Source organism: Collinsella sp. HCP28S3_B9 (assembly GCF_052066095.1).
In the GTDB taxonomy this organism is placed as follows: Bacteria; Actinomycetota; Coriobacteriia; order Coriobacteriales; family Coriobacteriaceae; genus Collinsella.
Genome location: NZ_JBQHST010000007.1, coordinates 45712 through 72171 on the forward strand (window position 1 = coordinate 45712; position 26460 = coordinate 72171).

The 26460-nt window shown below is 56.4% G+C and carries 19 protein-coding genes, 1 tRNA gene and 1 pseudogene; 18 read left to right on the forward strand and 3 right to left on the reverse strand.

The window, feature by feature from the left end:
* Positions 1 to 10: 10 nt before the first annotated feature.
* A complete protein-coding gene (locus ACTNBB_RS02895; protein ID WP_441056219.1) occupies positions 11 to 2437 on the reverse strand; it encodes a glycogen/starch/alpha-glucan phosphorylase in 2427 nt (808 codons plus the stop codon).
* A gap of 115 nt (positions 2438 to 2552) precedes the next feature.
* Entirely contained in the window at positions 2553 to 4811 is a 2259-nt protein-coding gene (gene glgB, locus ACTNBB_RS02900; protein ID WP_441056220.1) for a 1,4-alpha-glucan branching protein GlgB, read from the reverse strand.
* A gap of 332 nt (positions 4812 to 5143) precedes the next feature.
* On the opposite strand from glgB, the gene ACTNBB_RS02905 reads away from it, so the two are divergent.
* The 13 genes from ACTNBB_RS02905 to ACTNBB_RS02965 all read left to right on the forward strand — a co-directional run bounded on the left by ACTNBB_RS02905 (position 5144) and on the right by ACTNBB_RS02965 (position 20827).
* Positions 5144 to 5833 (forward strand): HAD family hydrolase, encoded by a 690-nt coding sequence (locus tag ACTNBB_RS02905; protein WP_441056221.1) that lies wholly within the window; start codon positions 5144 to 5146, stop codon positions 5831 to 5833.
* A 9-nt stretch (positions 5834 to 5842) separates the two neighbouring features.
* Positions 5843 to 6511, forward strand: coding sequence for a thiamine diphosphokinase (locus tag ACTNBB_RS02910; protein ID WP_441056222.1), 669 nt, complete (start codon positions 5843 to 5845; stop codon positions 6509 to 6511).
* A gap of 212 nt (positions 6512 to 6723) precedes the next feature.
* Positions 6724 to 6799, forward strand: a tRNA-Ala gene (locus ACTNBB_RS02915).
* A gap of 786 nt (positions 6800 to 7585) precedes the next feature.
* On the forward strand, positions 7586 to 8131 hold the full coding sequence (gene loaP / locus ACTNBB_RS02920; RefSeq protein ID WP_441056223.1) for an antiterminator LoaP: 546 nt from the start codon (positions 7586 to 7588) through the stop codon (positions 8129 to 8131).
* A 73-nt stretch (positions 8132 to 8204) separates the two neighbouring features.
* Positions 8205 to 10652, forward strand: a complete 2448-nt coding sequence (locus tag ACTNBB_RS02925) for a glycosyltransferase (protein WP_441056224.1) — start codon at positions 8205 to 8207, stop codon at positions 10650 to 10652.
* A complete protein-coding gene (locus ACTNBB_RS02930) occupies positions 10645 to 11706 on the forward strand; it encodes a polysaccharide biosynthesis protein (protein WP_441056225.1) in 1062 nt (353 codons plus the stop codon). Before ACTNBB_RS02925 ends, ACTNBB_RS02930 begins: the two co-directional genes overlap by 8 nt.
* Complete coding sequence (locus tag ACTNBB_RS02935; protein ID WP_441056226.1) at positions 11706 to 12902, forward strand: polysaccharide biosynthesis C-terminal domain-containing protein; 1197 nt, start codon at positions 11706 to 11708, stop codon at positions 12900 to 12902. Before ACTNBB_RS02930 ends, ACTNBB_RS02935 begins: the two co-directional genes overlap by 1 nt.
* Positions 12903 to 12962: 60 nt before the next feature.
* On the forward strand, positions 12963 to 14282 hold the full coding sequence (locus ACTNBB_RS02940) for a glycosyltransferase (RefSeq protein WP_441056227.1): 1320 nt from the start codon (positions 12963 to 12965) through the stop codon (positions 14280 to 14282).
* Positions 14279 to 15445 carry a hypothetical protein gene (locus ACTNBB_RS02945; protein WP_441056228.1) on the forward strand — a complete coding sequence of 389 codons (1167 nt, stop codon included), beginning with the start codon at positions 14279 to 14281 and terminating at the stop codon, positions 15443 to 15445. The genes ACTNBB_RS02940 and ACTNBB_RS02945 overlap by 4 nt, the downstream gene beginning before the upstream one ends.
* A gap of 2 nt (positions 15446 to 15447) precedes the next feature.
* The gene (locus ACTNBB_RS02950; RefSeq protein WP_441056229.1) at positions 15448 to 16737 is read left to right on the forward strand and encodes an O-antigen polymerase; all 1290 of its coding nucleotides are present in this window, start codon (positions 15448 to 15450) and stop codon (positions 16735 to 16737) included.
* A complete protein-coding gene (locus ACTNBB_RS02955; RefSeq protein WP_441056230.1) occupies positions 16734 to 18242 on the forward strand; it encodes an oligosaccharide flippase family protein in 1509 nt (502 codons plus the stop codon). Before ACTNBB_RS02950 ends, ACTNBB_RS02955 begins: the two co-directional genes overlap by 4 nt.
* A gap of 80 nt (positions 18243 to 18322) precedes the next feature.
* On the forward strand, positions 18323 to 19504 hold the full coding sequence (gene wecB / locus ACTNBB_RS02960; RefSeq protein ID WP_441056231.1) for a non-hydrolyzing UDP-N-acetylglucosamine 2-epimerase: 1182 nt from the start codon (positions 18323 to 18325) through the stop codon (positions 19502 to 19504).
* Between the two features lie 63 nt (positions 19505 to 19567).
* Entirely contained in the window at positions 19568 to 20827 is a 1260-nt protein-coding gene (locus ACTNBB_RS02965) for a nucleotide sugar dehydrogenase (protein ID WP_441056232.1), read from the forward strand.
* 95 nt (positions 20828 to 20922) lie between these two features.
* Here the strand turns inward: ACTNBB_RS02965 and ACTNBB_RS02970 are convergent, their stop codons facing one another.
* Positions 20923 to 22281, reverse strand: coding sequence for a TIR domain-containing protein (locus ACTNBB_RS02970; RefSeq protein WP_441056233.1), 1359 nt, complete (start codon positions 22279 to 22281; stop codon positions 20923 to 20925).
* A 386-nt stretch (positions 22282 to 22667) separates the two neighbouring features.
* On the opposite strand from ACTNBB_RS02970, the gene ACTNBB_RS02975 reads away from it, so the two are divergent.
* From ACTNBB_RS02975 to ACTNBB_RS02995, 5 genes and pseudogenes are all read left to right on the forward strand, one after another.
* Positions 22668 to 23756 (forward strand): hypothetical protein, encoded by a 1089-nt coding sequence (locus tag ACTNBB_RS02975; protein WP_441056234.1) that lies wholly within the window; start codon positions 22668 to 22670, stop codon positions 23754 to 23756.
* A gap of 169 nt (positions 23757 to 23925) precedes the next feature.
* The gene (locus tag ACTNBB_RS02980; protein WP_441056235.1) at positions 23926 to 24201 is read left to right on the forward strand and encodes a type II toxin-antitoxin system RelB/DinJ family antitoxin; all 276 of its coding nucleotides are present in this window, start codon (positions 23926 to 23928) and stop codon (positions 24199 to 24201) included.
* A 65-nt stretch (positions 24202 to 24266) separates the two neighbouring features.
* A pseudogene (locus ACTNBB_RS02985) lies at positions 24267 to 24497 on the forward strand (type II toxin-antitoxin system RelE/ParE family toxin); the annotation flags it as partial.
* Positions 24498 to 24851: 354 nt separating this feature from the next.
* Positions 24852 to 25394, forward strand: coding sequence for a hypothetical protein (locus ACTNBB_RS02990; RefSeq protein WP_441056236.1), 543 nt, complete (start codon positions 24852 to 24854; stop codon positions 25392 to 25394).
* Between the two features lie 197 nt (positions 25395 to 25591).
* A complete protein-coding gene (locus ACTNBB_RS02995; RefSeq protein ID WP_441056237.1) occupies positions 25592 to 26374 on the forward strand; it encodes a dCTP deaminase domain-containing protein in 783 nt (260 codons plus the stop codon).
* The last annotated feature ends 86 nt before the right edge of the window (positions 26375 to 26460 follow it).

A 26460-nucleotide genomic window follows, 5' to 3' on the forward strand; every position in this document is an offset into this window, starting at 1 on the left:
CTCGCGGCCTTTAAGCGTGCCAGATCTCGTCGCGGTACTCGCGAATGGTGCGGTCGCTCGAGAACCAGCCGCTCGAGGCGGTGTTGAGCAGCGCCTTGCGGTTCCAGGTCTCCTGGTCGCCATAGCTGCCCGTGAGCTTCTCCCATGCATCCACGTAGCTGCGGAAGTCTGCCATGACCAGGTCGGGGTCGTTGTTGTTCATAAGCTCGTTGTAGATGCTCTCAAAGTTGCCCGAAAGGCCGGCAAACGTGTTGTCCTTGAGTTCATCCATCACGCGGCCCAGACGTTCGCGATCATTGTTGAGCGTATCCCACGCAAAGTAGCTGTTCGATGCCCAGAGCTGCTCGACCTCGGGAGCGGTCAGGCCAAAGATCGCCTCGTTCTCGCGGCCGGCCAAATCGGCGATTTCGATGTTGGCACCGTCGAGGGTGCCCAGCGTAATGGCGCCGTTCATCATGAGCTTCATGTTGGACGTGCCCGAGGCCTCCTTGCCAGCTGTGGAAATCTGCTCCGAAATCTCGGCGGCAGGGTAGATGAGCTGGGCGTTGCTCACGCGGAAGTTGGGGATAAAGCAGACCTTCATGACTTCGTTGACGCGCGGGTCGTTGTTGATGACCTCGGCCACCGAGTTGATCAGGCGGATGGTCTCCTTGGCAAAGGTGTAGCTCGAGGCAGCCTTGCCGCTAAAGATAAAGGTTGTCGGTGTTACGTGGAAGTTGGGATTGGCGATGCGACGGTTGTAGATGTCCATCACCTTCATGATGTTCATGAGCTGGCGCTTGTAGGCATGAAAACGCTTTACCTGAACATCAAAGACGGTGTTGGGGTCAATAACCAGACCGGTCTCTGCCTTAACGTAGGCGGCAAGACGCTCCTTATTGGTGCGCTTGGAGGCACCCACGGCCTTCAGGAACTCGGTGTCGTTCTGAAAACCTTTAAGTTTCTCAAGCTCAAAGGCGTCCTTCAGCCAGCCGTCGCCAATGGCCTCGGTCACGAGCTTGGCGTAGGTGGGGTTGGCCTCGGCAAAGAAGCGACGGTGCGAGATGCCGTTGGTCTTGTTGTTGAACTTCTCGGGCGTCAGGGCATAGAAGTCCTTGAGCACATTGTTCTTGATGATATCGGAGTGAATCTTGGCCACGCCGTTGACGCTGTGGCTGCAGATCACGGACAGGTTGGCCATGCGAACCTCGCCGTCCCATAGGATGGCGGTCTGGCGCAGACGCTCCTGCCAGCCCTCCTGCGTCGTATCGAACGACTCATGCCAACGACGGCTGATTTCGTCGATGATCTGGTACACACGGGGGAGGAGCTTGGAGAACGTGCCGATGGGCCACTTCTCCAGGGCCTCGGGCAGGATGGTGTGGTTGGTGTAACTCACGACCTGCGTCACGATGTTCCAGGCGTCATCCCACTCGAGCTTCTTCTCGTCGATGAGGATGCGCATGAGCTCGGGGCCGCACATGGCGGGGTGCGTATCGTTGGTGTGGATGGCCACAAACTGCGGCAGCAGCTCCCAGTTCGCGCCGTGTTCCTTCTCAAAGGTGTCGAGCAGGCTATAGATACCGGCCGAGACAAACAGGTATTCCTGCTTCAGTCGCAGCAGACGGCCGTGCTCGCCGGCGTCGTTGGGGTAGAGGATGGCGCTGATGGCCTCGGCCTCGGCGCGCTCGGCGTCGGCCAGGGCGTAGTCGCCGCGGTTGAAGGCCTCCAGATCGAAGTGCTCCTCGACCGGCTCAGCGGCCCAGACGCGCAGCTTGTTGACGGTCTCGCCGGCATAGCCCACCACGGGGATGTCATAAGGGACGGCCAGGATGTCCTGCGTGTCCACGGTTCGATAGAACGTGCGGCCGTTCTCCTCAAAGCCCTCGACGCGGCCACCAAACTTAATGGTCACGGCCTTGTCCTGACGACGGACCTCCCAGGGATAGCCGTTGGTGAGCCACTCGTCGGTGGTTTCGACCTGGCTGCCGTTGACGATCTCCTGTTTAAACAGGCCGTAGCGGTAGCGCATGCCGTTGCCGTAGCCGGCAATGCCCTCGGCTGCCATGGAATCCAGGAAGCATGCGGCCAGACGACCCAGGCCACCGTTGCCCAGCGCCGGATCGGGCTCCTGGCTCTCGATGACGGACAGGTCAAGGCCCATATCGTCGAGCGCCTCGGCGACCATGTCGCGCACGCCAAAGTTGAGCAGGTAGTTGTCGAGCAGGCGGCCAATCAAAAACTCGATCGAGAAGTAGTACACGCGCTTCTTGCCCTCGGCTGCCGCATGGGCGTCGCTCTTGGTGGCAACGGTGCGGGCCTTTTCGGCCACGAGCTTGGCCAAGGCGTTAAAGCGATCCAGGTCGCTGGCGGCCTCGACGCTCTTGCCGCTAATGCTCATGACGGCATCGCGATAGAGCTCGGTAAACTCCTGCTTGTTGTCGAAGATCTTATTCATACGTTCCTTTCCCCCGGGGATGTTTCTCCCGGAACGGTTGTGACTTGTATCCTACGCCCCGCTGGGACGGGTAATTACAGCTGTAACGGCTTTGTTACGCATCCTTAGGTGACGACTAAACAGAAGCAGGCTTGGCTTTGGTAGCGGCCTTTTTGGCAGCCGGCTTCTTGGTCGCGGTAGCCTTGGCAGCGGGCTTTGCGGCGGCCTTAGCCTTGGCCTTGGTCGTCGTAGCCTTCGCCTTAGCCGGAGCCTTCTTGGCGGCCGCTGGCTTGGGCCTTACCGTGGACGTGCGCTTTTTGGGCGCGGCCTTGGGGGCCTCGACCACGGGCGGCTTATAGCTGCTGGGGCCGCGACGCTTAAGCACCACGCCTGCCAGGCTGGGCACCTTAATCTCGATGGAGTCCATCTGCCCGTTCCAGGGATAGGGCTCGCTCGAGCAGGTGTAGGGCTCCTCGCCAGCATAGCCGCTGCCGCCAAACTCGGGACGGTCGGAGTCAAAGATGACCTCCCAGTCGCCCTCACGCGGCACGCCCACACGGAAGCTCTCGTAGGCCGCCGGGTCAAAGTTGATCAGGATCACGAGGTCGTCATCGACGTCCTCGCCCTGACGCACAAAGCTCACGATGGACTGCTTGGAGTTGTCCGCGTCAATCCAGGTAAAGCCGTCGTCGTTGTAGCCGCGCTCGTACAGGGCGGGCTCGGCGGTATACAGGTGGTTGAGCGCCTTAATGAACGCCTGATGGTGTGCATGGGTCTCATACTGCTCGGTCAAGAACCACTGAATAGATTCGTAGTAGCGCCACTCGATAAACTGGCCGATCTCGTTGCCCATAAAGTTGAGCTTGGCACCGGGGTGCGTCATCTGGTAGAAGGCGAGCGTGCGCAGGCCGGCAAACTGGCGCCACCAGTCACCCGGCATGCGGCCGATGAGCGAGCACTTGCCGTGCACGACCTCGTCATGGCTCAGCGGGCAGATAAAGTTCTCGGTAAAGGCGTACATGATGGAGAACGTGAGCAAGCCATGGTTGCCGGGGCGCCACGGAAAATCGGTCTGCATGTAGTGCAGGGTGTCGTTCATCCAGCCCATGTCCCACTTGTAGTGGAAGCCCAGGCCGCCGTCCTGCGGCGGATAGGTCACAAGCGGCCACGCGGTGGACTCCTCGGCCATCATCATCACGTCGGGGTAGTGCGCCTCAACAGCGCAGTTGACCTGACGGATAAACGCGCTGGCGTCCAGGTCCTCCTCGGTACCGTACTTGTTGAACTTCTTTTGGCCAGGATCGTCAATGCCAAAGTTGAGGTACAGCATGCTGGACACGCCGTCCATACGAATGCCGTCCACATGGAAGTTCTCGATCCAGTACAGCACGTTGGAGACCAAGAAGGAGCGGACCTCGCCGCGGGCGAAGTCAAACTTGTGCGTGCCCCAGTTGGGGTGAATCTCGTGCTCAAACAGCATGTGGCCGTTAAAGGTGGCAAGGCCGTGGGAGTCGGCGCAAAAACCGCCGGGCACCCAGTCCATGATCACGCCGATGCCCGCCTCGTGGCACGCATCGATAAAGTGCATGAGCTGCTGCGGGTTGCCGTAGCGTGACGTGGCGGCAAAGTAGCCGGTCGTCTGGTAGCCCCAGGAGCCATCGAAGGGGTGCTCCATAAGCGGCATGACCTCGATATGCGTGTAGCCCATATCGCGCACGTAGTCCACGAGCTCCACCGACAGGTCGTCGTAGGTGTAAAACTCGCCGCGCTGCGCAGGGAAGGGGTCCATAGGACCGGGGTAGTTGCCGTACTCGTCCGGCTCGCCCTGTGGCTCGTCTCCGTGGCGCTTCCACGAGCCAATATGCACCTCGTAGATGTTGAGCGGCTGCGACATGTGGTTGTGGCCGGCGCGGCGCTTGAGCCACGCGGCGTCGTTCCACTGGTAGCCATCGAGGGTCCACAGCACGCTCGCCGTTCCCGGAGGGCACTCGGCCTTAAAGGCGTACGGATCGGCCTTGTAGAGCTTTTCGCCCTCGTTGGTCTCGATGAGGTATTTATAGAGCTGGCCCTGCTCGGCGCCAGGAATAAAGCCTTCCCAGATAGCGCTCGTGTGTACGGGCACCAGCGGATTGGCTTGTTCGTCCCAATTGTTAAATTCACCGATAACGTGGACGCTCTTAACGTCGGGCGCCCATACGCAAAAACGCCAGCCGCGCGTGCGCTGCTGCGTGTCGGGATGCGCGCCCATCTTTTCCCAGCTGCGCTCCCACATTCCAATGCCAAACAGATAGACATCGTCCTTGGTGAGCTCCGGTGCGTGCGGGGCGGCTTTACGGGTAGCGGGCTTTTTGGTTGCTGGCTTTAGCTTTGTATCGCTCACGTTTGATCCCATCATGACGCGGCAGCGTGTTGCCTTGGTGACTAGATGCGAAAGGTCCAAGGCTGCACGAATCGAAGGGACGGCGATAGCTCTATGATTCGTCCCACCTCGCGTGCTCGGTGGAACTTTCGGCAAAAACCACAATAACACCAGTCCGTTACTTTTATGGACGAAAGTGGATTTACGGTGGCGTTTAATCGGTGAGCGCCATGTTTATGCCACTGACAGAATTGCGATGGTAAAACTCTTGACAGTTTTACCAATTAGGGTTTTCAAGTTATTTAGATTTACGTTTGGTAAAACGTTTTTAGCAGGTTGTTTACCATTTGACATCGAAAGGTTTGCGAATGAACCACACAGCCGCCTCTAATGTTGCTTTTATTTTTGATTGCGACGGCACACTGGTAAATAGCACCCCCGTTTGGGACTATGCGTCGCCCGAACTATTGCGGCGTCACGGCATTGATGTAACGATTGACGATTTTGCCCAGTTTGAGCATTTGTCGCTCGAGGACGAGTGCCAGGCCTACCACGACACGTGGGGCATTGGCGAAAATGGCGAGGAGCTGTATCGCGAGCTGAGCGACATCCTGATCGATGGCTACTCCAAGGTGCCGCCGCGCGAGGGGCTCCTGGCGTTTTTGGAGCAGGCGAAATTGGCCGGCATTGCTATGTGCGTGGCCACGTCCACGCCGGCCGAGCTGGTGCAGTCCGCACTCGCGGGTGCGGGGCTCGACTCCTACATGGAGTTTATTACCACGACGGGCGAGGCGGGCCGTTCCAAGCAATTCTCCGACGTGTACGAGCTGGCGCTGCGCCGCCTGGAAGAGCGCCGCGGTCACCAGTTTGAGCGCGCGTGGGTGTTTGAGGACGCCGTCTTTGGCCTTAAGAGCTCTGGCACTGCAGGCTTTAAGCGCGTGGGCATCTATGACCCGCACGGCCGTATGGAGCGCGACGAGGTTCGCGACAACTGCGACATCTTTATCGACAGCTATGAGGACCTGGATCTGGCCCGCGTGCTTTCGTTTGAGGGCTAGGCGAGGGCCGTGGCTTGCAAAGTATTAGTTGTTTGCGGCTCGCCGGTGGTGGCGAGCGCGGATCTGTTGCGTCGACTAGCGGGGGAGTGCGACCACGTTGTCGCCGTGGACCGCGGGCTCGACGCGCTGCTAGGCGCTGACCTGGGTTGCGACGTGTATGTAGGAGATGCCGACACGGTGAGCGACACCGGTCGCGCGTTGGTGGATGCCGCCGAGGCCTTTGAGGTTGAGCGCCATGACCCCTACAAGGACTATACCGATCTGGCGCTGGCGCTCGATTCGGTCCGCCGTCGCTGGCCGGGTGCCGAAGTGGTTGCGACCTGCGCCACCGGCGGTCGCCCGGACATGGCCCTGTCTGTGTTAGGGCTACTGGCAGGCTACGATGATGCCCCCATTTGGATTGCCGAGGACAAGGTGATTGCCCGCATCCTTCACACAGGCGAGTCGTGGACCATCGAGGGTGCCGAGGGCAAGACTTTCTCCATCATCGCCATAGCCCCTAGGACAGTAGTAAGCGAACACGGCCTAGAGTGGGAACTAGATCACAGCCCTCTAGGCCTGTTAGCTGACACGGGCATCTCTAATGTCGTAAGGAAAACGGCCAAGATCCAAGTCCACCAAGGCATCGCGATCGGTTATTTATACCGTGAGGGTTTTATCGGGACGGTGGGCGAGTAGGCAATCCCCGCGTGAGGGTTTTATCGGGACGGCGGGCGAGCAGGCAATCGCCGCGTGAGGGTTTTATCGGGACGGTGGGTTAATTAGCTGGTTTTGGCTAAGCCAAAACCAGCTAATTCAGCCCCGTCCCAGGAAAACCCGTAAGTAAGAAGATCAATCCAAAAAACTTCTTGCACAACCAAGGATCTTCCCCTATAGTACTGCCTCGTCACGGGGGCGTAGCTCAGCTGGGAGAGCGCTTGACTGGCAGTCAAGAGGTCAGGGGTTCGATCCCCCTCGTCTCCACCATCGTGAATGCAAAGGTCTTCGGGAAACTGAAGGCCTTTTTCCATACGTGTCCACACTGCAAACCAAAGTGACGCTCGCATCAACCTGTAAAAAGTTGCGCAATTACCTCCCCGTTTTGTACAAAGTTTGTTAGCCAAACATAATAGTTTGAGCAATTCACGCCGCCAGCAATACAGCTCAGGCAGTGATCGCCAACCCACACACCCCCATAAACCTGCGGCAATGTGTGCAAGGCGACACAATATCCCCCATAACCACGGCAAGTAACCAATATGTTGCTCAAAACACCCCAAAACGTATGGGCTATCTGCTGTGCTAGGATAAATAACGTTACATGGGTTCAACTGTGCTCACGGCTCCAGCAAGCCGCAAAGCACGGGGTCGATCAGCATCCGGCTGTAACGGCGGTGCCAGAAAAACCACGAGCTCCAATAGTCGTCATGCGTTTCGCATCGAAAAGCTTTGTTTTTGTATACGGACAAGCTGTTCTTTCGATTCGATATTCCATGACTCATCGCAGCAGCCCTACAGCTGTTTGCGTGCGATCCAGTTTTGTTCCCGCTTGACTGGATCGCACGCAGCCAGCTGGGGTCGCGGTCATTTTGCGATACACGTCCGCGACTCTAGCAACTGCACTTATACATACCGTTCACGGTGGGGCAGAGCCACGCGCTTGTCTAACTGGGCTCAGGGTTTGAATATGGAGCGCCTTCGCGCACAAGCGCCCTGGCGAAGCCATACCTAAACCCCGTGAGCCACACGTAAGACAGCAAGGGGGTGGTGCTCGTGTGGTATGTGATCCAGGTCATTAATGGTCGCGAAAATGTAATGCGCGAGCGCATTGAGCGCATGGTGCCGGCTGGCGCCATGCAGGAGCTCTTTTATCCCCAATTTCAAACCGAGATCAAAGTACACGGCGAATGGGTCAATACGACCAAGCCGCTCTTTCCCGGTTACCTTATCTGCGACACGGCAGATCCCCGCACCGTGCAACAGTATCTGCTGCGCATGGACGACTTTGCCCGGGTGCTATCCCAGGACGGTCAGTTTGTGCCGCTGGCAAAAGAAGAGGTCCAGCTTATTGGCCGCTTTACTCATGCGGGAGACCGCGTAGTGCCCATGAGCGAGGCCTTAAAAGACGGCGACCAGGTCGTAGTGACGGCAGGTCCGCTGCTGGGCCACGAAGGCCTTATCAAATCCATTAACAGACGCAAGAGCACTGCTTATTTGGAGCTCGACCTGTGCGGCCGACGCGTGACTACGCGCGTTGGCCTTGCCGTGCTTTCTGCCGAGCAGCGCGCAATGCGAAACCTTAAAAAGGCGATCGCCTAAGTGCGGGCGACTGTTTAACGGGACAGGGAGGATCCCCGGGGGCGGGGACGTAGGCTAAGAGAGAATGTATTTAATGGACGAAATCAAAACTGCTGCACTATTGCTGTTTATTACCGCTCTGGTGGTGACGTTGTTTACGGTGCCACTTGCGTCAAAGATTGCATGGAGGGTCGGCTCGATTGATTATCCGAGCCGACGTCGTGTAAATACCAAGCCCACTCCGCGAATGGGCGGCATTGCTGTAATGCTTGGCTTGGCAGTTTCCTTCCTTATTTGGGTCTTGGCTGCTCCTTCTCTTGGTATGCCTTCTGCAATTCAAGTTTTGTCTTCCAATGGGGTAAATCCTTTGGGAGTTGCTGTGGCTATAGCGGCAATGTTTACCGTTGGCGTTGTCGACGACGCAATTCAACTTACTGCTCTCAATAAGTTTTTCTGGCAGATTGTTGCCGCTTGCATTGCGGTTGCATCTGGCGTTGTCGTTGGCGAAATTGCAAGTCCACTATCCGATGGCTATCTCGATCTTGGTATCTTTTCCTATCCTCTCACGGTTATTTTTCTGGTCTCCTTTGCCAATATCATTAACTTAATTGATGGCGTTGATGGCCTCGCGTCAGGTATTACTGCTGTTTGTAGTGCTGCACTGTTTGCTTTATCGGTTTTGACCTTCCGTTTTGAAACCGCCGCCTTAGCTGTCGCCCTCTTCGGCGCAACGCTTGGCTTTTTACGCTGGAATTTTAACCCTGCAAAAATTTTCCTTGGAGATTCGGGTTCGCTACTTCTTGGATTCTCCCTGGGTTTGGCCGTCATGTTGCTTAATACGGGCCATACTTCCCTCTCGATGATCCTTGCTCCGATTGTTATGGTCGGTGTCCCCATTCTGGATACCTTTGCTGCAATTGTTCGTCGCTCTCGAGTCGGAGTTAGTATCGGTACGCCCGATAAGGGGCATATTCACCACCGACTTCTCAAACGTGGCTTTGGGCAAAAGGCTCTAGTTGCAATTATTTATGCCATTACTGCCTTGCTGTGTATGTTTGCATTCATCATTACCCAGGTCCCGCTCATCTGGAAGCTGCTTATCTTTGTTGTCTTGGCCGCGCTCGCCATTCTTTTGGGCGTGTATCTGCAGATGTTCGTTCCTGTTGTGCGTAGGAGATTTGATCCCGAGACCGGTGAAAACGAAGTTGTTCCCATCAATGAAGTTGACGAGTCCGAGGATTATACAAAGGACGAAATTGCATCTGCACTTGTTGGTGCGGTCGATGTCGATAAGGTGTCTGCTGGCCCCTCATTTAAGACCGAGCGCCCCCTGCGCGTTTTGGCCGTTAGCCAGCATTATTGGCCTGAGCCGTTTGCAATTGCCGATGTCTGTGAGGGACTTGCCGCCATGGGCCATGAGGTTACGGTACTCACTGGCACCCCAAATTATCCTGATGGCGATATCTATCCTGGTTATGAGCGCGGTGCTCGCGGCAGTCAGGAGCGCAACGGCGTTCATATTAGACGTGTTGAAATCATTCCTCGTGGACGTGAAATTTGGCAGCGAGTGATCAATTACTACAGCTTTAGCTCTAGGGCTACTAAAGAAGCTCTTAGGATGAATACTGAGTATGATGTTGTTCTTTCGTTCCAGACTTCACCCGTTATGATGGCAAGACCCGCTCTTGCATACGGCGAAAGGCATAACGTGCCTGTTCTTTTGTGGTGTCAAGATCTCTGGCCCGAAAGTCTGACTGTTGGCAACATCAAGCGTACGTCCCTCATTTTTAAAGGCTATGCACGGGTTTCTCGCAAGATTTACAACGCTGCCACCGTTTTGGCTGTTACGTCGAGAAACTTTAGCGACTACTTTAAGTCCGTTCTAAAAATGAATCGTGATACAGTCTATCTTCCGCAATATGCAGAGGATATCTTCAATGAAGATGCTCCTAAGCGTTCAGAGTATGATTCCGAAAAAGTAAATCTAACGTTTGCCGGCAACGTCGGTATTGCTCAGGCTGTCAATACGTTTGTAGAAGCCGGTCACTATCTTGAAGGTGACCCGAGATTTGCGCTGCACGTTGTGGGTTCGGGATCTGAACTTGAGACTCTTAAGAAATATAAGAGTGAAATCGGAGCTTCTTGCGTTGAATTTCATGGTCGCCATCCGTTGGCTGAAATGCCGTCGTTCTACGGCTCAAGCGACGCGATGGTTGCTACTTTTGCTAACAATTCAATTCTTGGTTATACGCTTCCCAGAAAAGTTACTTCCTATATGGCAGCAGGAAGGCCCATTTTGGGCACTGTGACCGGCGAGGCCCGTCATGTAATTGAAGAGGCTGGATGTGGTCTGTGCTGCGATCCGGAGGATCCAGAGGGTCTTGCCTCTATTTGTAGGCAGTTTGCCGATATGACGCCCAGCCAGCGCGAAGAGATGGGTAAGCGCGGCAGGCGATATTACGAAGAGCATTTTGCAAAAGACAGCTTCTACACGATTCTCGAGAAGGAGCTTCAGACTATGAAGGATGGAAAAAATGAATAACTGCGGCGGTACGTTCACTGGCAAGACCCTCATGATCACGGGCGGCACCGGCTCGTTCGGCAACACCGTGCTCAAGCACTTCATGAACACCGACCTGGCCGAGATCCGCATCTTCTCCCGCGACGAGAAGAAGCAGGACGACATGCGCCACCGCCTGCAGGAGAGGTCGCCCGAGCTCGCCTCCAAGGTGCGCTTCTTCATCGGCGACGTCCGCAACGCCCAGAGCGTGCGCGACGCCATGCACGGCGTGGACTACATCTTCCACGCCGCCGCCCTCAAGCAGGTGCCCTCCTGCGAGTTCTTCCCCATGGAGGCCGTGCGCACCAACGTCATCGGCACGGACAACGTGCTCCACGCCGCGATCGAGGAGGGCGTCGACCGCGTCGTGTGCCTGTCCACCGACAAGGCCGCATACCCCATCAACGCCATGGGCAAGTCCAAGGCCATGATGGAGTCCATCATCTACGCCAACGCCCGCAACGGCGCCGGCCGCACCACCATCTGCTGCACCCGCTACGGCAACGTCATGTGCTCGCGCGGCAGCGTCATCCCGCTGTTCATCGACCGCATCCGCAAGGGCGAGCCGCTCACGGTCACCGACCCCAACATGACCCGCTTCCTCATGAACCTCGACGAGGCCGTGGACCTGGTGCAGTTCGCCTTCGAGCACGCCAACCCCGGCGACCTGTTCATCCAGAAGGCCCCCGCCTCCACCATTGGCGACCTCGCCGAGGCCGTGCAGGAGGTCTTCGGCCGCGTGGGCACCCAGGTGATCGGCACCCGCCACGGCGAGAAGCTCTTCGAGACCCTCATGACCCGCGAGGAGCGCCTGCGGGCCGAGGACATGGGCGGCTACTACCGCGTGGCCTGCGACTCGCGCGACCTGAACTACGACAAGTTTGTCGTGGACGGCGAGGTGGAGACCCAGGCAGACGAGTCCTACACCTCCCACAACACCGAGAGGCTCGACGTGGCCGGCACCATCGCCAAGATCAAGACCGCCGAGTACGTGCAGCTGGCCCTGGAGGGCCGCGAGCACGAGGCGGTGCAGTAATGGACATCCTGGTGACCGGCGCGAAGGGCATGGTGGGCACGGCCCTGTGCCGCGCGCTGAGGAACGTCAGCCAGGGCAGGGACCGCACACGCCCGGGCCTTCAGGTGGGCGAGGTCTTCGAGTACGACATGGAGTCAACTTCCGAGGAGCTCGCCGAGTGGTGCTCCAAGGCGGACTTCGTGTTCAACCTCGCGGGCGTCAACCGCCCCAAGAACCCGGCCGACTTCATGGCCGGCAACTTCGGCTTCGCCTCGCGGCTGCTCGACGCCCTCAAGGCGGCGGGCAAAGCGTGCCCCGTCATGCTCGCCTCCTCGGTGCAGGCGACGCTCGCCGGCCGCTTCGGCGACTCCGAGTACGGCCGCTCCAAGCTTGCGGGCGAGGAGCTATTCTTCGGGTACGGCGAGCAGACTGGCGCCAAGGTGGCCGTCTACCGCTTCCCCAACCTCATGGGCCACTCCCGCCCCAACTACAACTCGGCCGTCTCCACCTTCTGCTGGGCAGTTGCCAACGACCAACCCTACACGGTGAGCGACCCCTCCGTGGAGCTCGAGCTCCTCTACATCGACGACCTGGTGCTGGGCATGCTCGACCTTCTTGAAGGCAAGGAGCAGCGCTGCCGTTTCGAGGGTGTCGAGGCGGTCGCCGACCCCGAGGGGCGCTACTGCCATGTGCCCGTCGTCCACAGGGTGACGCTCGGGGAGATCGTCTCCCTGCTCCAGGAGTTCAAGGCCCAACCCGAGACGCTCCTCATGCCCGATATGCCCGAGGGCTCCTTTGCCAAGAAGCTCTTCTCGCTGTACCTCACGTACCTGCCCGAGGAGGGGTTCAAGCACCCCTTCAAGATGAACCGCGACGCCCGCGGCTCCTTCACGGAGCTCGTGCATACGCGCGGCTGCGGACAGGTCTCCGTGAACGTCGCCAAGCCGGGCGTCACCAAGGGCAACCACTGGCACGCCAGCAAATGGGAGCAGTTCATCGTGGTGGCCGGCCACGGGCTCATCCGAGAGCGCAACCTCTCGACGGGCGAGGTCGTGGAGTTCGAGGTCTCGGGCGACAGGATCGAGTCCGTGTACATGGTCCCCGGCTGGACGCACTCCATCACCAACCTCTCCGACACCGAGGACCTCGTGACCGTCATGACCTGCAACGAGATGTTCGACCCGGAGAAGCCCGACACCTACTTTGAGGAGGTCTAGGGTTTGACGGTAGTAGCTCACATAAACACTGTGCCGAACGGCTCGACGGGCGGCATTATGATGAAGGAACACCGGGAGCTCCTCGCCGCAGGCGAGGACTCCTATGCCTTTTGGGGCCGCGGCCGCGCCGGGGAAGGCGACCGCGAGCTTCGGTTTGCCACCGATGCCGAGGTCAAGGTTGATGCGCTGCAGACGCGTCTCGACGGCAAAGCGGGCTTTCATTCCAAGGCTGCAACGAAGCGCCTGCTTGAACGTCTTGATGAGATAAACCCCGACGTCGTGCACCTGCACAACCTGCACGGCTACTACGTCAACATCGAGATGCTGTTCGAGTGGCTCGCTGCCCATGATTGCAAAGTCGAGTGGACCCTGCACGACTGCTGGGCGTTCACGGGCCACTGTGCGTACTTCACATATGTGAAGTGCGCACAGTGGAAGACCCACTGTGCGCACTTCGAAGAGTGTTGCCCACAACTCGACACCTACCCGAAGACGTACTCCAAGGCATCATGCGCGTGGAATTTCGACCAGAAGAAGCGCCTCTTCAACCTGGTGCCTGCCGAGCGCATGAAGCTCATCACGCCCTCGCAGTGGCTCGCAAACCTGGTGAGGGAGAGTTTCCTATCCAAGTACCCCGTGGAGGTGCGCCACAACACCATCGACACGAGCGTGTTCAAGCCCACCCCGAGCGACTTCCGCGAGAGGTACGGCATAAGCGACAGGTTCATGATTCTCGGCGTGGCGAGTCCCTGGACCGAGCGCAAGGGCCTGGTCGACTTCGTGCGCCTGGCGGGAGAGCTGGATTCCGAGAGGTACGCAATCGTGCTCGTGGGGCTCTCCTGGAAGCAGATTAAGCAACTCTCGAAGCGACTCGTGGCGCTTCCCAAGACTGAGAGTGCCGAGAAGCTGGCCGAGGCTTACAGTGCGGCCGATGTGTTCGTGCACCCTGGCGTGGAGGAGACTTTCGGCATGACGGTGGCCGAGTCGCAGGCTTGTGGGACACCCGTAGTGGTGACCGAGGATTCCGCGTGCGCCGAGATAGCCGACCCCGCCGCCGCTTACGTTGTGCCCGCCGATCTGTCGACGCTTAGGGCAACCGTTGTAAACCTTGCGGGAGGGGGTCGAGTGCTTCTGATGACTAGGACTGACTGCGCCCAGCAGCTTGCGACCATTTACACGGTCGCCGACGTGTTTTTCAACCCGACGGTGGAGGACAACTACCCCACGGTGAACCTTGAGGCCGAGGCCTGCGGGACACCTGTGGTGACATACGACACGGGTGGGTGTGCCGAGACCGTGCGACGCGGGGACTCCCGCGTGGTGCAGGGGTTCGATGTTGCTTCGAGTCAAATTCAGCACTTACGAAGGGTCAACTCATGAAAAAGATACTGCACATTGCGCTTAACGGGCCTTATACCGAAGGTTTTGCCTATCAGGACAATCTGCTGCCCAAATATCACGCTCGACTCGGATATGACGTTACGATCCTTGCCCCGGCATGGCGTCATGACAAGAACGGGGCGCTTGAGCATGTCTCCGCTGGGTGCTCATGCGACGGAGATGTTCTTCTGGTTCGCATGGAAACGGCGAATGAAAAGGGGCTTGATGACAGGCTTAAGGTTTATCCGGGGCTTCTCGCCGAGCTTGAGAAGCGCCAACCTGACATCATTTTTCTCCACGGCTGTCAGTTTCGTGATGCGAAAACAGTCGTCTGTTACATCAAGGGCTGCAATGTGCGACCGACTCTGTATGTGGACAACCATGCTGATTATTCGAACAGCGCAACTAACTTTGTTTCTCGCTATATTTTGCATCGGGTTGTGTGGCGCTATTATGCGAAATTGCTTGAACCTTATACGGAGCGGTTCTGGGGGGTTCTTCCAGCTCGAGTTGACTTTCTGGTCGAGAATTACGGCTTGCCTAAGGAAAAATGCTCACTTCTCATTATGGGTGGGGATGACGATGAGGTCAGACGCGCCACCGATGATGTGAAGGTCGCAGAAACGAAGAAAAAGTTCAACTTTGTGGATGGCGACTTCGTAGTAGTAACCGGAGGGAAGATTGACGAGGCCAAGCGACAGGTTCTCGCACTTATGGACGCTGTTGCTGAAATGAATGACCATGTGAAACTGCTGGTATTCGGTCCTGTTGCCCCTTCACTCAGAGAAGAATTTGGTAGAAGGCTCGCTTGTAAGCGGATTACCCACGTGCCTTGGGCGAATACTTCGGACTCATACGACTACTTTGCGGTGGCTAATCTTGTAGTCTTCCCCGGTAGACACTCTGTTTATTGGGAGCAGGCAGTTGCTATGGAAAAGCCTTTGCTTATCAAGTATTGGGATGGTGCTACGCATGTTGATTGCGGCGGAAATGTTGCTTTCACAAGCGGTGATGACTCGGAGTCCCTTAAGGCGGATATTGAGAGAATTAAAAGCCCCGACGTTCTTTGCGATATGAACGAGGTCGCAAAGATTTCGAAGAATCATTTCCTGTATTCGGACATTGCTCGAATGAGTATCGGACTTGAGACCGACAGGGCATAGCTTTGAAACTGCTGATCACATTAATTATTATATTTAATTTTGCTTCCAACTATCGTAGGGGCAGGTTTCTATCCTCTTCTACGGTTTGGATGCTCTGCTACTTCATGATTTTTGTCCTCTATCCGCTTACGGTTGACGAGCATCTCTATATAAATGCCTCGACAATTGATCTTTATGCCTTTATTGGCATCCTTGCTTTCACAGTTGGGGAAACAATTGGTCGATTGAAAAGGAGCGGAATACCAAGGCCATCAAAAACTGAAATTATTGCTCCAAATAAATCCGTTGCCTGGGTTTTATTCTGGATTTTCCTTATCGTTAGCGTTGCGCTTCTAATCTCGCAAATTGGTGTAGTGGGTATCTCTCAAGTTTTATCTGGAAAAATGACCTCTAAGCAGCTTTCTTTGGGGGAGGAAGGAATTGGATCCTCGTTCACTTTTGCAATCCACCTACTCGTCCCGTGCGTTTTGGCTCTGTGGGTTACTGCAAATAATGTAAAAGACAAGAGACGTGCGCTTATATCTCTTTTGATATACATCGTTATAACCCTATTATTTGGCTTTACGCGACTCTTTTTGATTTCTATCATTGCAATGCTTGTCATTTTTAGTCTAAGACATACTTCTATACACCAACAAGTTGTTTATACAGCATTCAGTGTCGTTGCTTTACTTTTTGTAATGGTATTTTTAAATTTCATTCGTTGCTTTGGACTGGGAGAGCCAATCTCCTTCAAAACCATTTTTGATATTGATTATATTTTCGAAAGCACTGACTTTAGCTTTAGCTATCACTGGTTTAATGAACTGCTTAGTACTCACATCGACTTGATTAATCCTGTTGTGTATCTGAAGCCTTTATTTGCTTTTATTCCACGATCGATTTGGGAATTTAAGCCAGAGCCGCTTAGCATGCAGGTGCTTAAGCAGATTAATCCTGGTTTGGTTGCTACGGGTTACTCAACTGCTGGCAATAGCGTCCTTGGAGAAGGATATGCTGTTTTTGGTCTTGTCGGTATTTTTTTGGCTCCTTTAATTTGGGGGATCGTCTGTACCGTTCTTGATGAGAGCTATTACAAACGATTGGAGGAGGGTGAGGATCAGTCCATCTGGACTATCGCTTACCTCATTTTTGCCGTATTTGTTGTAATTAGTGGACAGCGCGGTGACTGGAGTCAATACCTGACCATAGTTCTCTGGTTCTATTTGCTTCCTCTCTACTGCATAGGACGAAGAGTGCCTATTGAAGAGCAAACTGCCGAACCTTCTGAATTAATGGAGAGAGAACAGTGAAAGTTAACCAATACAAAGCCGGCGCCGTTCTATCCTATGGTGCCGTTGCCTTCAACACTGTTGCGGGGCTCATCTACACCCCTTGGATGATCTCTTGCATAGGTGCGGACGATTACGGTCTCTACACCCTCGCTCTCTCCGTCGTCAATTTCTTTCTGCTCGATTTCGGGCTCGGAGATTCCGTCTCGCGCTTTCTCTCGAAGTATTATGCGGAGGGCAAAGAGGATGCCGTCGGGATGTTCCTGGGCATTGTTTATAAGACCTATATCGCGATAACCTTTCTCATCGCCGTCGCTCTCGTGGTCGTATTCTTCAATATCGATGGTCTTTACTCCGGTCTCACGCCAGAGCAGATGCCCGTTTTCAAGACGCTGTTCGTCATCGTTGCGTTCTACAGCATCTTCTCCTTCCCGTTCGCGCCCCTGAACGGCATCCTCACTGCCAACGAACGGTTCGTCGCCCTTAACGCGTGCAATCTCATCCAAAAGGTGCTGACGGTGCTCCTCATCGTCGTGACACTCTTGATGGGCTGGGGGGTTGTATCGCTCGTTATCGTCAATGCCGCCGTCAGTGTTGTCACCACACTCGCCAAACTCGTGCTCGTCCATAGGGGCACCAAGGCGAGGGCGGACCTCGCCGGCTGGGACTCGGGGCTCGCTCGCGAGGTGGTCGGTTTCTCCGTGTGGGTCATGGTCGGCCAGGTCTGCCAACGGTTCATCTTCGCGGTCATGCCGTCCATCATCGCCATCACCGCCACCACTTCCGAGGTCGCGCTTTTCGGTCTCGCCTCGTCGCTCGAGAGCTATGTCTACACGGTTGCGAGCGCCCTGAATGGCATGTTCATGCCGAAGGTCTCTCGCGCAGTCATCGGCGTTGGTGAGGGCCTACAGACCCTCATGGTCCGCTTCGGTAGGGTGCAACTGTATATCATCGGCTTCATCGAGGTCTGCTTCTTCGGTCTCGGCGGCTGGTTCATCCAGTGTTGGGTGGGCAACGGGTACGACGGCCTCTGGCTGTGTACTCTCCTGCTCATCATCCCCAGCCTCGTCGAGCTTCCGCAGCTCGTCGGCGTCACGGCGATCACTGCGGCGGGGCAGGTGCGAGCAAAGGCATTCGTATTCCTCGCCATGGCCGTCTGCAACGTCGTTCTCGGTTTCATCCTCTCCGTGCCCCTCGGCGCCCTTGGTGGGTGCCTCTCCATCTGCATCGCCTACTTTTTGAGGACCGTCGGGCAGAACGTCATCTATAGGAACTCCCTTGGGATTGACCTCAAGCGCTTTTTCACCGACACATTCGGGAGCTGGCTGTTACCTGCCGCGGTCACGCTCGGGGTCAGCATTGTCCTGGACCGCCTCTTCCCCGTCAGGGGCTGGTCGGGGTTGGTTCTCGCGGGCTGCCTCACGGCTGCCGTCTACTCGCTCCTTTGTTGGAAGCTCTCGATGAACGAGTACGAGCGCGGGCTCGTCATCTCGGTCGCCTCAAAATCGAAGAGGGCGAGGTACTGATAAGGGTCGACGAACGGCGTTCAATGATTCTCTTGCCTTCGCGGCTCTGTTGAATTGGCTTCCTCAGAGAAAGGATTCGAATGGATAACACGGTAAATATTCACTTTAAAGATGACGGCCGCCTAAAGTTGTTGATCATCGTGGGAACCCGCCCCGAGGTCATTCGCCTGTCCGAGGTTATCAAGAAGTGTCGCCGCCACTTCGACTGCCTGTTGGCGCACACCGGTCAGAACTACGACTACACCCTCAACGGCATCTTCTTCCGCGACCTGTCGCTGGACGACCCGGACGTCTATCTCGACGCCGTGGGCGCCGACCTGGGCGAGACCGTGGGCAACATCATCGCGGCCTCGTACAAGCTGATGGTGCAGGTCCAGCCTGACGCACTGCTGATCCTGGGCGATACCAACAGCTGCCTGTCGGCCATCGCGGCCAAGAGGCTCCACATCCCCATCTTCCACATGGAGGCGGGCAACCGCTGCAAGGACGAGTGCCTGCCCGAGGAGACCAACCGCCGCATCGTCGACGTGATCTCCGACGTCAACCTGGCCTACTCCGAGCACGCCCGCCGCTACCTCAAGGACACCGGCTGCGCCCCGGAGCGCACCTACGTCACGGGGTCGCCCATGGCCGAGGTCCTTCGCGCCAACCTGGGCAAGATCGAGGCGTCCGATATCCTCTCCGAGCTCGGCCTTGAGCCCAGGCGCTACATGCTGCTGTCCGCCCACCGCGAGGAGAACATCGACACCGAGGCCAACTTCACGAGCCTGTTCACCGCGATCAACGCGCTGGCCGAAAAGTACGACATGCCGATCCTGTACTCCTGCCACCCGCGCTCCCGCAAGCGCCTGGAGGCCACCGGTTTCGAGCTCGACCCGCGCGTGCGCATGCACGAGCCCATGGGATTCCACGACTACAACTGCCTGCAGATGAACGCCTTCGCCGTGGTGTCCGACTCCGGCACCCTGCCCGAGGAGTCCAGCTTCTTCGCGAGCGTCGGGCATCCGTTCCCGGCGGTGTGCATCCGCACCTCCACCGAGCGCCCCGAGGCCCTGGATAAGGCGTGCTTCACGCTCGCTGGCATCAGCGAGCGCGGCCTGCTGCAGGCCGTCCACACCGCCGTCGAGCTCGACGCTGAGGGGTCGCTGCCCGAGGCGCCCGTTCCCGACTACGCCGACGAGACCGTGTCCACCAAGGTGGTCAAGATCATCCAGAGCTACACCGGCGTCGTGAACAAGATGGTGTGGAGGAAGAGCCTCTAGCTATTAAGCCCCAACAGCTGTTGGGGCTATTTTTAACCTGTTCTTTGACAATTGGAGAATGACATGAAGATCGCTGTCGCCGGTACCGGCTACGTCGGCCTGTCCCTCGCCGTCCTGCTCTCGCAGCATAACGAGGTGCACGCGCTGGACATCGTGCCCGAGAAGGTCGAGAAGATCAACAACTACGTATCGCCCATCCAGGACGACGAGATTGAGCGCTTCCTGGCGGAGGCCAAGGCGGGGGAGCGCGAGCTCGACCTTCACGCCACCGTCGACGTGGCCGAGGCCTATGCGGGCGCCGACTACGCTGTCATCGCCACGCCCACCAACTACGACTCGGACAGGAACTTCTTCGACACGAGCTCCGTCGAGGCCGCCATCGCCGCCGTGCGCTCGGTGAACCCGGACGCCTGGATCGTCATCAAGTCGACGATCCCCGTGGGCTACACCGCCGGCCTGCGCGAGAGGCTGGGCGACAGCAAGATCTTCTTCAGCCCCGAGTTCCTGCGCGAGAGCAAGGCTCTCTACGACAACCTGCATCCGTCTCGCATCGTGGTGGGCGCGCCGAAAGATGACGCCGAGGCCGTCGCGGCTGCCGAGCGCTTCGCACGCCTGCTTGCCCAAGGGGCGGACCCCTCCGAGCTGGAGCGCGTGAATTCCGATGGAACTATAGGTATCCCGGAGCTCGTGCTGGGCACCACCGAGGCCGAGGCCGTGAAGCTCTTCGCCAACACCTACCTGGCGCTGCGCGTGGCCTACTTCAATGAGCTCGACACCTACTGCGAGGTGCGAGGTCTCAACACCCGCGACGTCATCGACGGCGTGTGCCTGGAGCCGCGCATCGGCAGCCACTACAACAACCCCAGCTTCGGCTACGGCGGCTACTGCCTGCCCAAGGACACCAAGCAGCTGCTGGCCAACTACAAGGACGTGCCGCAGAACCTGATCGAGGCCATCGTGGACGCCAACCGCACCCGCAAGGACTTCGTCGCCGACGAGGTGCTGCAGATGGTGTGGGACCGCGTGTACGAGGGTAAGCCGAAGCCGGTCGTGGGCGTGTACCGCCTGACGATGAAGTCCAACTCCGACAACTTCCGCGCGAGCTCCATCCAGGGCGTCATGAAGCGCGTGAAGGCCAAGGGCGTGCCCGTGGTGGTATACGAGCCCACGCTGGACGCGCCGGAGTTCTTCGGCTCCGAGGTCACGCACGACCTGGAGGCCTTCAAGGCCGGCTGCGATGTGATCGTGGCCAACCGCTGGAGCGACGAGCTCGCGGACGTGGCGGACAAGGTGTACACGAGGGACCTGTTTAAGCGGGACTAGGGGAGTGCTGACTGCGTTGACTCTAGCCTATTGCATAAATCCATTTGTAGAAAGAGCGTGTATCGGCTGCGTCGATACACGCTCTTTTGGTTAGATTATTCAACAGTGTCCAAACGCTTAAGCTCTTCGACCCACTTACTAAATTGTGATTGAGTGCTACAGAATAAATCGAGACTCTTTTGAATCCGATGAGCGGGGGCGCGTAAATCCCTAGACATTTTTCCAATTACCGAGACTGAGTTTCCAAAATCTCTACATTCACTAAAGGCCTCATTAGTGTTGTCGATAAGACTACTAACGGCATTTTCAAAATCAAAAGAACGTTCCCCACCATAATACTGGCATATTTCGACATAAGCGCTTACTCCAGCGCCCATCGTTTCAACACTTTGAGTAAACTCACGACAATTTGCGTAGAACTCATCAGCAAGAGGGCCAAGCTCCTTTGCCATACTACGCGTAATTATCAGCTTAGCGGCTATGCTTTTATTCTTTGCATCTGACTCCTTCATTTCTACCGTCTTTTCCTGAGCAAGCGAACCGATTGCAGCCATATTCTCCGTCATACTATTAAGGATTCGAGCTTGGTTTTCACCTTCAGCTTCAAGCGCGGCGAGCCTGTCGAGAAATCCGTCTTGCGTTTCCTGCAGCGTTTCACTTGCTTGCTTAACAAGATTTAAATGACCCTCACAAAGTCGTTGGTCCACTTCCACAAGTTTTGCCACAAGAGTTGCGACATAATCTTGGTAGACACTAGATTCTGGATCTCGAGTCCTAATTTCATAAAAATTAGATGCTTGAGTTTCACTAAGCGTGTTGGCAAGATCGTCATCTGGAAAGTTCTTAAGGGCGGCATCAACGTTAGTAAATCGAATGGGAAAAATTCCATATGCAATTTTCTTTTCACGAAAGACAGATACTGCATTCCTGAGTTCACCCAAACATGAGGGCCTTTTAAGATAGGTGGGGGTAAGGATTGGAATGAAAATTACCGTATTCAACAGCGCTTCATTAATGGCATTTTTCCAGTTCGCACCCCATTCAATCCCATCCTTATCAACGAAAACAGTCAGATCTTCACCCGTTTGGAGTTCGTATTCGGCCTTGATGGCTTCTAGAAGCGTAAGAATAGCACCCTTAGAATTAAGATCATCCTTATGGGCATACGACCAAAAAACGGTGACTTTATTAATGCCATCATCGAGTACTACATCCTCATTAAATGTGACTAGTGAACCGCTTCCTTGAATTGTGGTAATTAATCCCTTCTGTTCAATTTCTGAGTAGATCCTTTGAGCGGTTGCAGTGCTCATGTCATTGTCGTCTGCGAATTCTCGAATGGAGGGGAGTCTGTCGCCATTCATCAATTGGCCGGAACGAATCATTTCCTCAATATACCTTGCGCCAGCTGCATAAGACGGCTCGCCCTTCATCTTGCCGAATACTATTTTCATTGTTCCTCCTAACTAACAAAACCGTACTGATACAGAATGTAACAGCTGTATTTAACACTGTAAAGTCTAAATACAAATTACTATTTGAATTGATTATTTCTATTCTGATGGGTCCCGTTTACAAGGAAAGTCAAAAGGTTGGGGGGGTGCGCCCTATCCAGAACGTCAGTAGCGTGAACAACAGGGCCGTGGCCGCGACTATCTATGAGCAACGCTGGATGCAATCCCTCCTTTCACCGACTGGCAAAACGATTTACACCTAATTTCGGGGTTCGATCGCTGGTTTCTTTATAGTCCCTTGCTAGATCTCGCTAAACTAATAACTGCTGCTACCGGGTAGTTTTCTGGCGCAGTTTCCATTGGCTCTTGCGAAGATCGGAGCGGTTATGTTTGCTGCCGCGTTCCACACCAGCCGTCGCTACATCCTGTTTACTGCCATGGCCTGCCTATGCGTTTTGCTGGGCGGGCCTTCTTATGCCGCGGGCGCGGACAGCCTTTTCATTGCGGGCGCCACGTACTACGAGCCGGGCGTTTCGGGCCCCGGTTGGGATTGGACCGATGCCGACCACCTGGAGCTTAACGGCTACACGGGCGAGGCCATCGGCGCCGACGGCGACCTGGTGGTGACGCTGACCGGGCAGAACACTGTTGTCGAGACGAGCGCGCCCGACGTGGACATCTCGCGTTGCGGCATGGAGGTGTGGGGCGATCTGACGCTCCGCGGCACCGGGTCGCTGGTGGCCACGGGCTCGCAGTGCGGGATCTACGTGTCGGGGGCGCTCGCGGTGGATGGCTGCAAGGTTGACGCGCGGGCCCACGGCGCCGGCATCGCGGATGCGCGGGTGGCCGGCGTGATCGCGGACGGTCTTGCCGTTCGCCGCGGTGGGCGCGTTGTCGCCGCGGGCGCGGGCTCCGGGGCAGGTGTGCGCGCCTATGGCGTGTGTTTGCTGGGCGGGGCTGCCGGCGGTGGCGTGGCCGGGCAGCTTACCGTCGATGCGTCCTGGCTGGATGCGTCGGGCGCCAAAGGCGGCGTCGCCTGCCTGGGCGGGTCGCTTGCATCCGCGCGCTTTGTGGCGCCCGCGGGCGGGGCCTTTGGCGCGGGCGGCGTGGTAGATGCCGACGGGTCCGTGGCGGCGCGTGTGACGATCGAGCCCGTGGATGCCACGGCGCCGGCGGGGGAGACCGGTGGGCACGACGTGCCGGGCGATGGTCCGTCCGGCCCTGGTACCGACCCCGCTGCCGGCGAGCCAGCTGCGGATCCGTCGACGAATCCCACACAAAAGCCCGCGGCCGCGACTAAGACGGTGACCACGACCGCTGTGGTCAACGCCACTGCCGCCAAGGCCTCTAGGCCCAAGGCCGCCACCGCGACGACCGTCTCGCTCCCCAAGGCCGGTGATAACTGCTGGATCGCCGCATCCCTTACGCTAATCTTTCTTGGCATAGCGCTCCTATGCGCCGCGATTCGCTGCTAAAGCGCTCGCTTTCCGGATTGCTCCTGAGTGAGGGTATTGGCTTACGCCAATACCCTCACTCTCTTTGAATAGGGAAGCTTCTACGATGTCGATTGTTTGTAATCATCTTTTCTATACTTGTATGTACGTTATACTAAGGTTGTACTCACGCTATTGAAAGGACCTATAAATGGCAAGCTCAACATTAACCATCAGGGTTGACGACGACCTTAAGCGCGAGGCGGCAGAAGTGGCCGATTACTATGGGCTTGACCTATCATCCGTTACACGCGCTTTCTTTAAGCAAATGGTCAACACTCATCGCATCCCGTTGACCTTTGCTCCCGAGGAACCCAATGTCGAAAGTCTCGAGGCCATTCGCGAAGGAGATGCATTCCTGGCATCCGGTAAAAAAGGGCGTTTTGACAACGGTGTCGATCTGATCGCTGCGGCGATGGCGCAATGAGTACGCTGACCGCTGAGTTCTCTGCAGCTTTCTCACGCGATTTAAAGTAAAAAGCAAAGCGCCGGAATTGGAATCTGACAGAGCTTCAAAAGCTAATTGACCTAGTGCTGCAGAATACACCTGAGTCAACAGAGATATTAAAGCGACGCCATAATATGCACCGGCTAAACGGCAACTGGAGCGGACGAAACGAATGCCATGTAGCAAACTCCGGTGATTGGCTTGTCATATGGTCATCAAACGAAGAGGTGGCATTCTTTGAGCGTACGGGCACCCATGACGAACTGTTCCGATGACATCCTTTGGTTCAACACCAGTAAAGCTATTCGAGTTTCAGCAATTCATTTCCTTATTGTTTAACTGTGATAGCTACTTAGCTGCAAAATGACTCGCTCATAGAGCCGGCGTATGGCTATACGCAATCAGGTTTTCCTTTCACCGTCTGGCAAAACGATCTACACCTAATTTTGGGAATCAATCACGGGCTGTTTCCCTGCTCGTAGTCTGATCTCGCTACACTAATAACTGCTGCTACCAGGTAGTTTTCCGGCGCAGTTTCTATTGGCTCTTGCGAAGATCGGAGCGGTTATGTTTGCTGCCGCGTTCCACACCAGCCGTCACTACATCCTGCTTACTTTCATGGCCTGCCTATGCGTTTTGCTCTGCGGGCTTTCTTATGCCGCGGGCGCGCGGCTAGGCAGCTTACCGTCGATGCGTCCTGGCTGGATGCGTCGGGCGCCAACGGCGGCGTCGCCTGCCTGGGCGGGTCGCTTGCATCCGCGCGCTTTGTGGCGCCTGCGGGTGGGACCTTTGGCACGGGCGGCGTGGTGGATGCCGACGGGTCCGTGGCAGCGCACGTGACGATCGAGCCCGTGGATACCACAGCGCCGGCGGGGGAGACCGCCGGTCCCGACGTGCCGGGCGACGGCCCGCCCGCCCCTGGCACCGACCCCACTACCGGCTGGCCAGCTGCGAATCCGTCGACAAACCCCACACAAAAGCCCGCAGCCGCGACTAAGACAGTGACCACGACCACAGTGACCAATACCACGGCCGGAAAGGCCTCTAGGCCCAAGGCCGCCACCGCGACGACCGCCTCGCTCCCCAAGGCCGGTGATAACTGCTGGATCGCCGCATCCCTAACGTTTTTCTTGCTCGGCATAGCGCTCCTATGCGCCGCGATTCGCTGCTAAAACGCTCGCTTTCCGGAAGCGAAGAGAAATTCGAACCGTCAAACCCAAACCGATCTCTAGCAACAAATCTTTAGCTAGACATAGTCCAGGCCGATATCCCGTATCCAACTAAGCTCACTTCCCCTATGTCCCCTTTGGGGGCAGTCACTGTTGTTATGCCTTGGTGCTATACTCGGAGGCCTAAGGAAGTGGTTCGTATGTACTTGAGCGATACTAAGATTCAGGAGCTAATCGACAGCAAGGTGCTTCTCAATGCCGATGCTTCGAACATCGGACAGGTTACGTATGACTTGCGCACCGAGGGATTCTACATCAACGAAAGCAGGCAATCCGAAGTAGAGCTTGGCCCCGGAGATTCGACATTCGTCTCTTGCGTTGAATGTGTTGCGTTGCCAAACGATTTGACCGCGAGCGTGCTTCTGCGCAATTCGCGCATTCGCCAGGGGCTTTCTTTGGATGCGCCGCTATATTTCCCCGGGCATGGAACACGGCTGTTCTACCGCGTTACAAACGTAAGCGGTAACACTATTACGCTCGATAAGTCTAAGGGTATAGCGCAGGTTGCGTTCCAGCACGTTGATGGCATGGTGGCCCATCCTTACCACGGCGCTTTTTCTGATGAGCTTAACTTTAACGGACTTGCAGATTATTCCGACATCTATGCCGGAGAACTTAAAAAGGTCGAGGACAAAAAGGATGAAGTTGCCCACATTGAGTCTCGCATCTATGGAAACGTTCTGGCCCTCTTCGCCATCTTTGCCGCGATCTTTACGCTCGTAAACGTCAACGCCGGAGGTCTGTCCTCCAATATAACAACCGTCAACTTTGTTGCACTCGACCTGCTGATTATTGGCGGTTTTCTGATTCTTGCATCCGCAATCGAGACCCTCCTTGTTAAAGACAGGGAAAAGAAGGCGTGGCTTCCGCTCGGGATAGGTGTCGCGTGCATTGTCGTTGCTGTTATCCTTGCATTTCAGTAAGTAGGGTGTCTCAAGTCGTGGGAGACTTGACCTAAGGTACGATCAATTGCTCCTGAGTGGGGGTATTGGCTTACGCCAATACCCCC